The sequence below is a fragment of the Flavobacterium anhuiense genome, assembly GCF_001705175.1.
Classification (GTDB): Bacteria; Bacteroidota; Bacteroidia; order Flavobacteriales; family Flavobacteriaceae; genus Flavobacterium; species Flavobacterium anhuiense.
The window spans coordinates 3867578-3883317 of record NZ_CP016907.1; the positions used below are offsets into that span (position 1 = coordinate 3867578).

The 15740-nt window shown below is 34.2% G+C and carries 10 protein-coding genes; 8 read left to right on the top strand and 2 right to left on the bottom strand.

What is annotated here, in order from left to right; translation table 11 throughout:
* Positions 1-172 precede the first annotated feature (172 nt).
* The 6 genes from BB050_RS16575 (at position 173) to nagB (ending at position 9133) form a co-directional block, all read left to right on the top strand.
* Positions 173-2593, top strand: coding sequence for a glycoside hydrolase family 2 TIM barrel-domain containing protein (locus BB050_RS16575; RefSeq protein ID WP_066034340.1), 2421 nt, complete (start codon positions 173-175; stop codon positions 2591-2593).
* A 108-nt stretch (positions 2594-2701) separates the two neighbouring features.
* Entirely contained in the window at positions 2702-3481 is a 780-nt protein-coding gene (locus tag BB050_RS16580; RefSeq protein ID WP_066034341.1) for a hypothetical protein, read from the top strand.
* An 89-nt stretch (positions 3482-3570) separates the two neighbouring features.
* Positions 3571-4128, top strand: a complete 558-nt coding sequence (locus BB050_RS16585; protein WP_066034342.1) for a YdeI/OmpD-associated family protein — start codon at positions 3571-3573, stop codon at positions 4126-4128.
* 47 nt (positions 4129-4175) lie between these two features.
* On the top strand, positions 4176-4820 hold the full coding sequence (locus BB050_RS16590) for a Pr6Pr family membrane protein (RefSeq protein WP_066034343.1): 645 nt from the start codon (positions 4176-4178) through the stop codon (positions 4818-4820).
* Between the two features lie 86 nt (positions 4821-4906).
* Positions 4907-7000, top strand: coding sequence for an alpha-L-fucosidase (locus tag BB050_RS16595; protein WP_066034344.1), 2094 nt, complete (start codon positions 4907-4909; stop codon positions 6998-7000).
* A gap of 219 nt (positions 7001-7219) precedes the next feature.
* Positions 7220-9133: a glucosamine-6-phosphate deaminase gene (gene nagB / locus BB050_RS16600; RefSeq protein WP_066034345.1), complete on the top strand. Its 1914-nt coding sequence runs from the start codon at positions 7220-7222 to the stop codon at positions 9131-9133.
* A gap of 346 nt (positions 9134-9479) precedes the next feature.
* Here the strand turns inward: nagB and BB050_RS16605 are convergent, their stop codons facing one another.
* Both BB050_RS16605 and BB050_RS16610 read right to left on the bottom strand, forming a co-directional pair.
* Positions 9480-10193: a LytR/AlgR family response regulator transcription factor gene (locus BB050_RS16605; RefSeq protein WP_008467437.1), complete on the bottom strand. Its 714-nt coding sequence runs from the start codon at positions 10191-10193 to the stop codon at positions 9480-9482.
* A gap of 72 nt (positions 10194-10265) precedes the next feature.
* The gene (locus BB050_RS16610; RefSeq protein ID WP_008467436.1) at positions 10266-11324 is read right to left on the bottom strand and encodes a sensor histidine kinase; all 1059 of its coding nucleotides are present in this window, start codon (positions 11322-11324) and stop codon (positions 10266-10268) included.
* A gap of 130 nt (positions 11325-11454) precedes the next feature.
* Between BB050_RS16610 and BB050_RS16615 the strand changes: the two genes are divergently transcribed.
* Both BB050_RS16615 and BB050_RS16620 read left to right on the top strand, forming a co-directional pair.
* Positions 11455-13695 (top strand): GH92 family glycosyl hydrolase, encoded by a 2241-nt coding sequence (locus tag BB050_RS16615; RefSeq protein WP_066034346.1) that lies wholly within the window; start codon positions 11455-11457, stop codon positions 13693-13695.
* Positions 13696-13717: 22 nt separating this feature from the next.
* Positions 13718-15595: a sodium:solute symporter family protein gene (locus tag BB050_RS16620; protein WP_066034347.1), complete on the top strand. Its 1878-nt coding sequence runs from the start codon at positions 13718-13720 to the stop codon at positions 15593-15595.
* The last annotated feature ends 145 nt before the right edge of the window (positions 15596-15740 follow it).

Consider the following 15740-nt stretch of genomic DNA (forward strand, 5'->3'; position numbering starts at 1 on the left):
AAGGTTTTCTCATTTTGCTATGTTCGCCTAGTTTGTCATTTCGAGGAACGAGAAATCACACGCGGGATTCTACAAAGATTGGAAATAACTGTACGGAGTTTCTAGTGTGATTTCTCCCTTCGGTCGAAATGACAAAACGATGAAAAATACGATTAGAATAAAAAACATATTTATGATAAAACATAAAAACATATTTCAAAAAATTACAATTGCCTTATTGTTTTCAGTATCAGTTTTTGCACAAAAACAGGCCAGAATTGTAGAAGACTTCAACAAAAACTGGAATTTTAAATTGGGTGAGCATCCAGAGGCTATAAACGCTAATTTTAATGCTTCGGATTGGAGAACACTTCAATTGCCTCATGATTGGAGTATTGAAGGCGTTTTTGATAAAGATGCTAAAACGAAACAAGCTCAAGGATTTTTGCCTGCAGGAAAAGGCTGGTATCGCAAAGTTTTTACAGTTCCTGCGAATTGGAGAAATAGAACGATTTCAATTGAATTTGATGGTGTTTTTAAGAATAGCGAAGTTTTCATTAATGGAAAATCGGTTGGAGTTCGTCCTAATGGATATATTTCTTTTGGTTATGATTTGACTCACTATTTAAACTTCGGAAAATCAAATACTATTGCTGTAAAAGTAGATAATGATTCACAACCTAATTCAAGATGGTACACAGGTTCTGGGATTTATAGAAATGTGCGTTTAGTTGCGAGTGAAAAACTGCATGTTGGAAAATGGGGAACTTTTGTAACTACTCCAGAAGTTTCAGCCGAAAAATCAAAAATACATTTAGAAGTTACCATTGATAATGATAATGCTTCTGCGAAAGAATTTAGACTAGTTACGTCGATCGTAGATTCAAAAAATATTGAAGTGGCAAATATGACTTCAACAGAAAAAATCGGAGCTAAAACCTCAGAAAAAAAGATACATAATCTAGAAGTAAAACAGCCAAAATTATGGAGTCCAGAAAATCCGTATTTGTATAAAGTCATTACAAAAATCTACGAAAAATCGAAGTTGGTTGACAATTATGAGACGCCGCTTGGATTTAGATTTTTTAATTTCGACTCAGAAAAAGGATTTTCATTAAATGGAGTTCCAACTAAAATATTAGGAGTTTGTCTGCACCATGATAATGGTGCTTTGGGCGCTGTTGAAAATATTCATGCGCTTCGCAGAAAGCTGACTTTGATGAAAGAAATGGGAGCTAATGCCATTAGAATGTCTCACAATCCGCATTCTTTAGAAATGATGCAATTATGCGACGAAATGGGATTCATCGTTCAGGATGAAGCTTTTGACGTTTGGAAAAAGAAAAAAGTAACCAACGATTACCATAAAGATTGGGATGCTTGGCATAAACAAGATTTAGAAGATTTTATCAAAAGAGACCGCAATCATCCGTCGGTTATGATGTGGAGTATTGGAAATGAAATCAGAGAACAGTTTGATTCGACAGGAATTGCAATTACTAGAGAATTGGCTAAAATTGTGAAATCATTAGATACGACACGTCCTGTAACTTCAGCTTTGACAGAGAATGTAATTGAGAAAAACTTTATTTATCAATCTGGAGCTTTAGATCTTTTAGGTTTCAATTACAAACATGAAGATTACAAAGATTTCCCAACTAAATTTAAAGGACAAAAAATCTTGGCTTCAGAAAGTGTTTCGGCTCTAGAAACTCGAGGGCATTACGACCAATCGGATGTTATAAAAGCTTGGCCTACCAAACATGGTGCTCCATTTGATGGAAATGCAGATTGGACGGTTTCGGCTTACGATCAGGTGAAATCATATTGGGGCGCAACGCACGAAGAAAACTGGAAGACGATTAAAAGTCAGGATTTTATGGCGGGAACGTTTATTTGGACGGGGTTTGATTACATTGGCGAACCAGATCCATATCCATATCCTGCGAGAAGTTCTTACTTCGGAATTGTAGATTTAGCCGGACTTCCAAAAGATGTGTATTATATGTACCAAAGCGAATGGTCGAACAAAACCGTTTTGCATATTTTACCTCATTGGAACTGGACAAAAGATCAGGAAATCAACATTTGGGCGTATTACAATAATGCCGATGAAGTAGAATTATTTTTAAATGGAAAATCGCTTGGCAAAAAATCAAAACAAAATGATGATCTGCATATTTCATGGAAAGTGAAGTTTGAGCCTGGGACATTAAAGGCCGTTTCCAGAAAGAACGGAAAGGTAGTTTTAGAAAAAGAAATCCGTACAGCAGGACAAGCTTCTAAAATTGATTTAAAAGTAGATAAAAATACAATCAAAAACGATACTTACGATTTGGTTTATGTAACCGTTTCAATGTTAGACAAAGATGGAAATTTGGTTCCAAATGCTATGGATTTAATTAATTTTGAAGTAACTGGCGGAGGAAAATTAGTGGGAGTTGATAATGGTTATCAGGCTAATCTAGATTCTTTTAAAGCGAATTCTTGTAAATTGTTTAATGGGAAATGTATTGTGATTATTCAATCGAATGGGGAGAAAGAGAATATTCAGTTGAAGGCAACGCCAGTGAATGGAATTTCAGGTTCGACTGTCAAAATTAAAATAAATTAAGCATTATGAAAACTTAAAATCTTTCATTACATATAGAGTTTTTTTTGAATTGTAATTCTTTAATTCATTCTTTTTTATAACTTTCTCATAATTAAGAAAAGATTGATTATGAGAAAAATATATTTTCTATTTTTTGCATTCTGTATTTCATGTACAAACAAAACTGATAACCAAATAATAGATAATTCATTTAGCCTTAAAGAAGTTAATGTGGCAATGATTTATTCAAAAAAACTAGATAATCTTCGATGTCTATTGTACAACGTAACAGATACTATAAAAGAACATAAAAAGCTTGGTGTTGTATTCACATTTGATATTAAAATCAATCATATTGCTAAATTTTCTAATTCTTCTGGCTGTGGTTGTGCTATTGAACCGGGGCTTGGAGGTTCCGCTGATAAAATAAAAAGTCTCAAAATTTTATTGAAGAATGATAAAAATGAAATCGATATTACTAATATGCTAGTTAATTCTGAAGAATCAGTTCTTTACAATTCATTTGAGAATTTTGACAAAAGGCGATTTGATAAAAATGATTTTAGTTGTGTTTGTTTAGATAAAAAAAGTAATCAATATGTTGAATATTTAAACAAAAATTATTTAGGAGGAAAAGTTTATCGAAAAGTCCACTCGAAAAGAGTTCCTATTTTAAAAAATCCAAAAGATTTCATTTCTTGGTTTAATAACTTTAATAATGATAAATTTCAAGTTGGATTTTCCTCTAAAAATATAACTTCGGGTAGAGGTTTTTTACACACTAATTTTCCATTTTGGCTTCCAGATCATTTTTTTAAGATATTAAAAAATTATAATGTCATAAAGATTGAGGTGGAATTGGAAAATGGATTGTTTTTAGAGAAAACTAGAGAATTGAAAATGATATAGGTTTATAAGATTAAAGAGAAAAATCCGTTTCAAACGTGAAGAGGATTTTTGTTTGGAATACTATTTATTTATATAAAAAATCAGAATAAATGACACCAACATTCTTTGCAGATCAAAAAGATTTTAGAAAATGGTTAGAGAAAAACCATCAGAAAGAAAAAGAGCTTTTGGTTGGTTTTTATAAAGTGACAAGTGGAAAACCTTCTATGACTTGGTCGGAATCTGTAGATCAGGCACTTTGTTTTGGCTGGATTGATGGTGTTCGCAAATCTATTGACAAGGATAGTTATACAATTCGTTTTACCCCGAGAAAATCCTCCAGTATTTGGAGTGCGATTAATATCCAAAAAATGGAAGATCTGACTAAAGCGGGTTTGATGACTGATGCTGGTTTGAAAGCTTTTAGTTTTAGAACTGAAAATAAATCCAAAATCTATTCTCACGAAAAAGAACCCGTTCCACTTTTGGAATCATATGAGGAGGAATTTAAAGGCAACAAAATTGCATGGGAGTTTTTTGAGAAACAAGCTCCTTCATACAAGAAAGTGATGATTCATTGGATTATGAGTGCCAAACAAGAAAAAACACAACTGTCAAGACTTGAAAAAACTATTTTGGAAAGTGAAAAACAAAAAAGGGTCGTGTAAATCTTTAGAATAAAATTGCTTACCTTAGTAAGCTGACTTTGAATAATATGGAAAAAGAAAATACCACAACAATTAAAGGGGAAATTTTGCTGGGTATTATTTTTGCCCTCGAATTGTACGCCTTGCCCATGCAGTTTTATTTATTGTTACAAGGTGATGGATTTACCTTTTTTAGCGCTGCAGTCCGCTTTTTTAGTTTCTTTACCATTACAACAAATTGTATAGTTTTCATTTGCACTGCCATGCTGCTGTTTGGCGGAAAAAACGCTATGAATGCTTTTTTTCGAAAATGTACAACCATTACTGCAATCACAGTTTATATTTTGATTGTTGGAATCGTGTTTAATCTCCTTCTGCGCTCCATTGTTGATTTACAAGGGCACCATAGTATAGTTAGTGAAATCTTTCATGTTGTTGTTCCCATTTTATTTTTCTTTTATTGGCTTTTTTTCGTTAGCCCAGAAAAAATATCATTTAAAACCATTTGGTTTTGGCTGTTATACCCTATTATTTACATGATTTATACCGTATTTCATGGTTTTATATCCAACTTTTATCCTTATCCTTTTATTGATGTTACAAAATTGGGATTAGAAACTGCGCTTACAAATGGGGTTTTTGTTCTAATTGCTTTTGCGGTTTTGTCTGTGATTTTGATTTCGATTTCGAAAATTAGAACCAAAACGGTTTAAAAATTGCTGTTGGTGGAAATTCTAAACGATGGATTTCAATTTATACTACATTTATGCTGTATAGACTATTTTAAAGCAAATCAGCAATGAAAAAAATATTCCTTTCCTTATGTCTTTTTGGCGTAATTTCTAATGCTTTGAGTCAAGAATTTACCAACGCGCCAAAGCCTTTTGGACCAGTTCCGACGCAAAAACAAATCGATTGGCAGGAAATGGAATTTTACGCTTTTGTGCATTTTTCGCTAAATACTTTTACCAATAAAGAATGGGGTTATGGAGATGAATCGCCAGAACTTTTTAATCCGTCACAATTAGATGTGCGTCAGTGGGCGCGCGTGGTGAAAGAGGCTGGAATGAAAGGGATTATTTTGGTTGCCAAACATCACGATGGATTTTGCCTTTGGCCTTCAGCTTATACAGAGCGTTCTGTAAAGAACTCGCCTTGGGAAAACGGAAAAGGTGATTTAGTAAAAGAACTAGCGGCAGCTTGCAAAGAATACGATTTAAAACTAGGATTATATCTCTCGCCTTGGGATAGAAATCATCCGCAATACGGAAAACCTGAATATATTACCTATTTCAGAAATCAGTTGAAAGAATTATTGACGAATTACGGAGATGTTTTCGAAATGTGGTTTGATGGCGCAAATGGTGGCGATGGCTATTATGGGGGCGCAAACGAAACTAGAAAAATCAATACACTTACGTATTATAATTGGGATGAAACGTACAAATTAATTTACGATATCGCACCAAAAACTTTAGTTTGGGGAGTTGGACCATCTGAAGCAAGATGGATTGGAAATGAAGAAGGACGTGCAGGAAAAACCAATTGGTCGTTACTTCGTCAGAAAGATGAATTGGCAGGAAAAGTACATTATACAGAGTTTATGTCTGGTCACGAAGACGGAGAAAAATGGGTTCCGGGAGAAGCCGATGTTTCCATTAGACCAGGATGGTTTTATCATTCAGTAGAGGATGATAAAGTGCGTTCGCTTGACGAAATGGTGGATATTTATTATGAATCGATTGGACGAAATGCGACTTTGTTGTTAAATCTTCCAGTGGATAGACGTGGTTTGGTTCATGAAAATGATGAAGCAAGATTAAAAGAACTCGTTGCTACAATCAAAGCCGATTTCAAAACAGAATTATTGGCAGGAACTCAGGTTCAGGCTTCAAACATTCGTGGAAACGATCCTAATTTTGGTCCGCAAAATGTTATCGACGGAAATAAAAATACCTATTGGGCAACAGATGATAAAGTAAAAGAGGCTTCGGTTGAATTTACTTTTAAAAAACCAACGACAATCAATAGAGTTTTACTTCAAGAATATATTAAATTGGGTCAGCGTGTAAAAGCATTTTCTATTGAAGTAAAAGTCGATGGACAGTGGAAAACCATTGCTAACGAAACTACAATTGGTTACAAAAGAATCTTGCGTTTAAATCGAGTTACTGCAACTGCACTTCGAGTTAATGTTTTAGATGCTAAAGCGGGATTTGTAATCAGTACAGTTGAGGCTTACAATGCACCGACTTTTGTAAAAGAACCGCAGATTTTTAGAGATAAAAATGGTTTGGTTACTATTAAATCGGAAGAAGGAAATGCGATCTATTACACTTTGGATGGAAAAGTGCCTACTGAAAAAAGTACTTTGTATAAAGCGCCATTCATATATAATAAGGAAGTAGAAATTAAAGCTATTTCAAGAAATACGAAAGAGAAAATCAATAGTGGCATAAAGTCGGCAAAATATGGAGTTTCTAAAGAAAAATGGAAAGTAACTTCGGTTTCGAGTGGTGACAGCAAATCTGTAGAACGAATAATTGATGGAAATCCAGACACAGATTGGGGATTTGGAAATGATGAAAACAAGCTGCCGCAAACTGTTGTTATAGATATGGGAGAATTGATTAGTATTAAAGGTTTTACTTATACGCCGCAACAGATTGGCAACAATTTAAATTTGATTTCAAATTATGAATTGTACACAAGTGTAGATAGTTTTTATTGGGACAAACAATCGGAAGGAGAATTTTCTAATATCAAACATAATCCAATTGAACAAGTTAAAAGTTTTGCTGCGGTTAAAGCAAGATTTTTGAAATTTGTCGCTACAGCTGCGGTAGGAAAAGCGCAAACAGTTTCGATTGCTGAAATTGGTGTTGTGGAATAAAAATCTTTTTTTGTTTTAAAAGATCAATGATTTTGTAGTCGTTGATGATTTTTTATAAATATTAAGCTTATCCGAAGCTTATAAAAAAAGAGTTGGTTTTTTGAACCTGCCTTATTTTGTTTTCTGACGAAGTTTAGCCGCTATTAGTCGAATTTTTACTACGAGAGGATAATTTAATTCTACTTTTATCTTGTGTTAATTAAAACAGCAAGCGCGAGCATGATTAAAGAAGATATAGGTTTTAGAGAAGCAGGAAAATTTGAAGAAACTCGTTTTGAGAAAATTCATAACGTTATTTTCGAATCGTCTCAGGAAGCTTCTTTATTGGTTGCTCGTGAAATTGCTAATTTAATTCAGAGAAAAAGTGAGCTGAACGAACCTTGCGTTTTAGGTTTGGCTACTGGATCTTCTCCTATCAAAGTTTACGAAGAACTGGTTAGAATGCACAAAGAGGAAGGACTTAGTTTTGCTGGTGTCGTGACCTTCAATTTGGACGAATATTATCCTATGGATAAAAATGATATTCAGAGTTATTATCATTTTATGCATGAACATCTATTTAATCATGTCAATATTCATCCAGAAAACATCAATATTCCAGACGGGCAGGTGAGTGCCGAGGAATTGCAGCAATATTGTATTGATTATGAGATGAAAATTATTTCTTACGGGGGATTAGATTTTCAGCTATTAGGAATAGGAAGAACGGGACATATTGGGTTTAATGAACCTGGTTCTCACGTAAACTCAGGAACCAGAAGCATTACATTAGATCATATCACAAGAGTTGATGCGGCCGCTTCTTTTTTAGGAATAGATAATGTTCCTAGAAAAGCCATTACAATGGGAATTGGAACCGTAAGAAATGCAAAACGAATTGTTTTACTGGGTTGGGGAATTAGTAAAGCAGGAATTATAAAAAAAACAATCGAAGGAGAAATTTCTTCGCAAGTACCGGCTACGTATTTACAAGAGCATCACAACACAACATTTGTTCTAGATACAGAAGCTTCGTCTGAATTGACAAGAGTTAAAACGCCTTGGCTAGTAAAGTCTTGTGTTTGGACAGATGAATTAAAATTAAAAGCGGTGGCTTGGTTAAGTGAGTTGACTAAAAAGCCGTTTTTGAAACTGACCGATAAAGATTATAACGACAATGGGATGTCAAGTCTTTTAACGGAAGAAGGAACTGCATACGATTTGAACATTAAGATGTTTAATAAAATGCAGCAAACGATTACGGGATGGCCAGGCGGGAAACCAAATGCTGATGATACGTATAGACCAGAACGTTCTGTGCCAGAAAAGAAAAGAGTAATCATTTTCAGTCCGCATCCTGATGACGATGTGATTTCGATGGGAGGAACTTTTGACCGTTTGATAGAGCAGGGACATGAAGTTCATGTCGCATACCAAACCTCTGGAAATATTGCCGTTTCTAATGAAGAAGCGTTGAAATTTGCTGAAATTTCGAAAGCATTGCATCCAGATTCTAGAATGTCTGATAAAATAATCGAATTTCTTCAGAATAGAACTGGAAATGAGATCGATTCATTAGAAGTAAGAAAATTAAAAGGATTAATTAGAAGAAGTGAATCTTTCGGAGCAACTCGCTATTTAGGTTTGCCAGATTCGAATGTACACTTTTTAGATCTTCCGTTTTACGAAACGGGAACGGTTAAAAAGAATAATCTTTCAGATGCAGATATCGATATTATGTCTGATATTATAGAAAGAATAAAACCGCATCAAATTTATGCCGCAGGAGATTTAGCAGATCCGCACGGAACTCATAAAGTGTGTTTAGACAGTTTGTTTGAAGCTTTGAAAAGATTAAAACACAAAGACTTTATGAACGATTGCTGGGTTTGGCTTTATAGAGGAGCTTGGCATGAATGGGAATCGTACCAAATTGACATGGCAGTACCAATGAGTCCTGATCAGGTTTTAAAGAAACGACATGCTATTTTTTATCACCAGTCTCAAAAAGATGGCGTTATGTTTCAAGGTGATGACAGCAGAGAGTTTTGGGTGCGAGTTGAAGACAGAAACAGATTGACTGCAGAAAAATACCACAGCTTAGGATTAGCAGATTATTCGGCTATTGAGGCGTTTAAACGTTATCATTTCTAAGTGCTTTTTGCAGCAATGAAGATAATAGACTATTTCATGGTTTATTTTGGTTAGTTACCTATAATTGAGAGAAAATGCGGTCGTGGTTGGCCGCATTTTCGTTTTTATTTTTTTACTGTAAAGTTTTTTTACCGCAAAGTTCGCAAAGTTTTTTTTACCGCAAAGTGCACAAAGGATACGCAAAGTTCGCTAAGAATATTTATTCAAGCGTATATATTTTGAGAATAAAAAAGTTCGCAAAGCTTAATCATTAAGCTTTGCGAACTTTTTTATTTTCTCTTTTAAATTAAGAAAAAAAAACTTTGCGAACTTTGCGTAAAATCTTTGTGTGCTTTGCGGTTAACCTTTAGATAGAAGAGTTTAGGATTTTTTGCTTTACTTCGTCTATGTAAGATCTTCCTATAACATATCTTAACCCTTCAATTTCGATACTGTTTCCTTCTACAGCGTCAATTTTATCAATGGCAATGGTGTATGATCTGTGTATTCTAATGAAATCTCTTTCGGGAAGTAAACTTGTGAAATCAGATAAAGTGCTGTGTATGATAAACTTTCCCGAAGTGGTACTGATTTTTAAATAATCTTTTAAGCTTTCGATAACTAATATTTCGTTCAGGAAAATCTTCTTCATTTTTTTCTTGTCGATTTTCACAAAAATAAAAGGATTCTCTTTGCTGTTTTCTTGCGGAATTTTACTGGTATTGTTAAGGCGTTTGTTGATTTTGTTTACCGCTTTCATCAAGCGTGGAAATTCAATTGGTTTAACCAAATAGTCCAAAACATCAAGCTCATAAGTTTCAATTGCAAATTGGTCGTAGGCACTTGTGATAATAAGCAAAGGAGGGTTTTCTAAACTTTTAATGAAATTAATACCGTCTAAAACAGGCATATTTATGTCTAGAAAAATTACATCTATAGTATTGTTTTTTAAGAAATTTAATCCTTCAATAGAATTACTGAAAGTGTTTACTAATTCTAAATCCTCAATCTGTTCAATATAATTTTTAATAACGTTTATTGCCAATGGCTCATCATCGATAATTAAACACTTTATTTTCATTTCTAAATAGTATTTTAGGCCGATATTTGGTTTTTTGTAGGTATAGTTTTCTAAACCGATAAAAGCTGGGGCTTAAGTGACTTTTATAACTAGTTTAACGACAAAAATATTCTTTTTATTTTTAAATGAAAGCTTATAGTCATTTTTATTATATCCTAATTCAAGTCTTTTTTTTACGTTTTCGATACCTATGCCACTTGCCTTGTTAAAATTATCTTTATGTACGGTAAATTCGGGCATTGGGTTTGAAACACTGAAATATAAAAAATCGCCTTTTACCTTAAACCTGATATCAATGAGAACATTGCCAGTGTTTTTGTTTACTCCATGTTTGAAGGCATTTTCGACGAAAGTCAAAAGTAAAACGGGAGAGATTTCTTTGTCGTGTATATCTCCCGAAATGGACATATCAACTTCTAAACGTTCTCCGTTTCTAATTCTTTCCAAGTCAAGATAATTCTGGATGCACATAATCTCATTTTCCAAAGTCTGCTTTTTGCCTTTTGTTTCATAAAGCATATAGCGCATTAGCTCAGAAAGTTTTAAAACTATTTTAGGCGTTTTATTTGATTTTTCTACCGAAAGAGAATAAATATTATTTAAGGTATTGAAGAAAAAGTGTGGAGAAATCTGTGATTTCAAAAACAATAATTCGGTTTCCAACTGTGATTTCTCAAGATCGGTTACACGTCTTTGTTCTTTTAAGAAATCCAAAGTGATTTTAATTGCTGTCACAAAAGTCATTACATACAATTCGCCCATCATCATATCGATAGTATAATTGAGCGTTAGCGTGTTTATGGTTTGCGGACCTTCAGGCCAGACATCGTGTGTGATCAGTAAATATGTTAGATTAAATTTTAGGACGACCATCACAAAAATTGCCGACAATACAGTTACTATATATAGGAAGTACTTTTTTTTGTAAACCAAATGAGGCATCAAAACCAAAATATTCAAATAACACAATGCCATGTGAATAGGAAATCCAAGCAAAGTAGTTTTTAAGGAATAAACATAATCGTTAAAATAACTTCCCCATCGGAATGTGTTAAACACAAAATACGTCAGCCAAAAGTAAACATGATAGCGTATAGGTAAACTATAAGGTTTGTTGGAGTTGAAAATCATAATCGTAGAAAAAAATGTCGTTTGTTACTATTTTTTGATGTTTAGGGCTGTTTAAATGTCGTCCGTCTAAAAATATTTTGGTAAAAATTGAATTTATCTAAATTTAAAGTTAAATTAATATTGTTTTGATATGAGGAAAATTACTCTGCTTTCTTTAACGGTAATTTTTACTGCAAGTTGCAAAATAAATGTAGATAAAAATACGCATCACAAAAGTTTTGCAGCAAATTATGTAGATCCTTTTATAGGTACTGGAGGCCACGGACACACATATCCAGGTGCGACAGTTCCGTTTGGGATGTTGCAAGTGAGTCCAGATAATGGAGTTTCTTGCTGGGACTGGTGTTCAGGTTATCATTATTCTGACTCAATAGTTTCTGGATTTAGTCATTTACACTTAAGCGGAACAGGAATCGGTGATTTGGCAGATATTTTATTTATGCCGACAAACAAAAAATTAGATTTAACCGCCAAAGCCGCTTCACGCGATTTCCTTCCGTATAAATCAAAATACAATCATGTACACGAAAAAGCAGTACCGGGTTATTACCAGGTTTTTCTTGAAGATCCTAAAATCAATGTAGAACTAACTTCTACGCAAAGAACCGCATACCATAAATATACCTATAATAATAACGACACACAATCTGTTGTTGTCGATTTAGGTTTTGCGATTAACTGGGATAAAGCGGTAAAAACTTCTGTTAAAATTGAAGATGCCAATACTATCAGTGGTTATCGCTACAGTACAGGCTGGGCAAAAAATCAAAAGGTGTTTTTTGTCGCCAAATTTTCGAAACCTATTACAGAATCTATTATCACTGCTGATAAAAAAGTAGTTTCTGGTCAAAACGCTGAAGGCGAAAATACCGCTTTACAGTTGTTTTTCGACTCTAAAAATTCTAAAGAATTAGGCGTAAAAGTGGCACTTTCTTCTGTAAGTGTTGAAAATGCAAAAAACAATTTAGATGCTGAAGGTCAGAGTTTTGAAAAAGCAAAATCGGATGCAGCTTCAGATTGGAACAAAGCTTTAAGCAAAATTACAGTTGAAACTCCTGTTGATTCTTTGAAAACTATTTTCTACACCGCTTTATATCATGCACAAGTTGCACCTGTAACGTACAGCGATAAAAACGGTCAGTTTAGAAGAGAAGATGATAAAATTATTACAGCGAAAGATTATACAGCATATTCTACATTATCACTTTGGGACACATTTAGAGCGGAAAATCCATTGTTGACGATATTAGAACCAACGAAAGTTTCAGATTTGATTAACTCGATGTTAGCGTATTATGAAACCAAAAAGATTCTTCCAGTTTGGACCTTATATGCTAATGAAACCAACACAATGACAGGATATCATTCGATTCCAGTTATTGCAGATGCTTATTTAAAAGGCATTAAAGGTTTTGATGCTGAAAAAGCTTTTGAGGCGATGAAAGCAACGATGATGCAAGATGAACGCGGATTGAATTTTTATAAAAAATACGGATACATTCCGTACAACTTATTAGACGAATCAGTTACGATTACTTTAGAATATACTTACGATGATTGGTGTGTAGCTCAAATGGCGAAAGCATTAGGCAAAACTGTTGATTATGAGTTTTTCTCAAAACGTTCAAAAGCTTACGAATATTTATTTGATGCGAAATCTGGTTTCATGAGAGGAAAATCGGAAGATGGAAAATCTTGGAACGAACCTTTCGACCCAAAACATTCGAACCACAGAGAACATACCGATTACACTGAAGGAAATGCTTGGCAGCACAGCTGGTTTGTGCCTCATAATGTGGATGATTTTATTAATCTTCACGGAGGAAATGCCACTTTCACAAAACGCTTAGAACAATTATTCACGGAGAGTTCTGAAATTACAGGAAATAATGTTTCGGCCGATATTTCTGGTTTGATCGGACAATACGCGCACGGAAACGAACCAAGCCATCATATTGCTTATATGTTTAACCACGCGGGACAGCCTTGGAGAACACAATATTGGGTGCGTCATATTTTGGATACTCAATATAATACAACAGCTAATGGTCTAAGCGGAAACGAAGACTGCGGCCAAATGTCGGCTTGGTATGTATTTAGTTCAATGGGATTATATCCAATGAATCCGGCTTCTGGCGAATATGAAATTGGAAGTCCGATTTTCGAAAAATCGACTTTAAATCTTCCAAACGGAAAAACTTTTGTAATCGAAGCAGAAAATGTTTCAGACAAAAATTTCTATATCCAATCGGCTACTTTAAACGGAAAGGCATTTAATAAAACAGCCATTTCTCACCAAGAAATATTAAAAGGCGGCGTACTTCATTTTGTAATGGGAGCGCAGCCAAATAAAAACTGGGGTCTAAACTAACTAATTCAAAATAAATAATTTAATGAACATAATAGACGTATCAATCATTTTAATCTATATCGTACTCTCGGTCGGTATTGGAATCTGGATTTCTAGAAAAGCATCAAAAGGTCTTGACGATTATTTCCTTGGCGGGAAATCAATCAAATGGTATTTTTTAGGATTGAGTAATGGCTCAGGAATGTTTGATGTTTCAGGTACTTCCTGGATGATTGGAGTTTTGTTTTTATATGGTGTAAAAAGTTTCATGTTTATGTGGCTTTGGCCTATATGGAATCAGATTTTTGTCATGATGTTCCTCGCCATTTGGATTAGACGATCAAAAGTAATGACGGGTTCTGAGTGGATTTTAACTCGTTTTGGAAGCGATCAGGCAGGAAAAGCATCCCATATTATTGTGGCGATTTTTGCGATTATTTCTACAATTGGTTTCATTGCTTATTTCTTCGTCGGAATCGGGAAATTTGTAACTATTATTCTTCCTTGGGATTTAACAGTTCATATGAATGGTGGAGTTTTTTTAACTTCTGAACAAGCTTATGCTTTGCTAATCATTTTCTTAACAACAATTTATACCGTTAAAGGCGGAATGTTTTCTGTTGTCGCAACAGAGGTTGTGCAATATTTAATTATGATTGTTGCTGGAGTTTTAATCGCTGGTTACGCATTCATTAATTATACTGATATTCAAATCAATTCGGTTATTACGCCAGAATGGAAGAATGTTTTCTTCGGATGGGAATTTGAAACACAGTGGAGCGATAAATTCGAAACATTCAACAGATTAATTGATACAGAAGGATATAAAATGTTTGGCGCTTTCATCGGAATGACTTTGTTCAAAGGTTTCTTTGCAAGTGTGGCTGGACCAACTCCAAGTTACGATTTACAGCGTGTTCTTTCTACAAAATCAGTAAAAGAAGCGGCTTATATGAGTGGTTTTACGAACTTGATTTTATTCATTCCTAGATATTTATTGATTACGGGAATTGTAGTGATTGCTTTAGTGAATTTAGCACCAGAATTAAATGCAAACGTTAATCTTACTGGAGCAGATTTAGAATTGTTGATGCCAAAAGTGATCAATCTTTATATTCCAGTTGGTATTAAAGGAATTCTTTTAGCGGGATTATTAGCAGCCTTTATGTCTGGATTCTCGGCTTTCGTAAATGCAGGACCAGCGTATATCGTAAATGATATTTATAAAAAATACTTCAAACCAGTTGCTTCAAACAAACATTATATCAAAGTAAGTCAGATTTCTTCTTTCTTGGTTGTTGGTTTAGGAGTTTTTATGGGATTCTTTGCTGATTCTATCAACTCTTTAACACTTTGGATTACAAGTGCTCTTTACGGAGGTTACGTTGCCGCAAACTTCTTAAAATGGATTTGGTGGCGTTTCAACGGATGGGGTTATTTCTGGGGAATGGTCGGCGGTTTAATTGCAGCTTCTCTTCAGTTTATTTTAGATCAGAATAAAGCAAATTTAACAGCTGGAACATTCTTGCATGATCTTTCGCAAGTACCATCGATTTACTTGTTCCCATTAATTTTCGGAATGTCAATTTTAGGCTGTCTTTTAGGAACTTATCTAAGCAAACCAACCGATATGGAAGTCCTAAAATCTTTCTACAGCAATGTAAGACCGTGGGGATTCTGGAATCCAGTTTACAAACAATTAAAAGCGGAAGATCAATCTTTCCAAAAAAATAATGATTTCTATTTAGATATGATGAATTGTGTAATTGGTATTATCTGGCAGTCAAGCATGATTCTGCTTCCGATTTACTTTATCATCAGAGATTATCCAAAAGCGGGTGTGGCTTTAGCGGTATTCTTAGTGACGACTACGGTATTGAAGTTTACTTGGTTGGATCGAGTTAGAAAGATTGAAGAGTAGAGACTTTGTAGATGCAAGATTAAAGAAGCAAGATTTTAGAGTAGAGAATTTCTCTAATGTTTGTCATTTCGACGAAGGAGAAATCTCCACGAGTAGCTCTACAAAGATTGGCAACTTACGAGATGGAGCTTGTTGCGAAGATTTG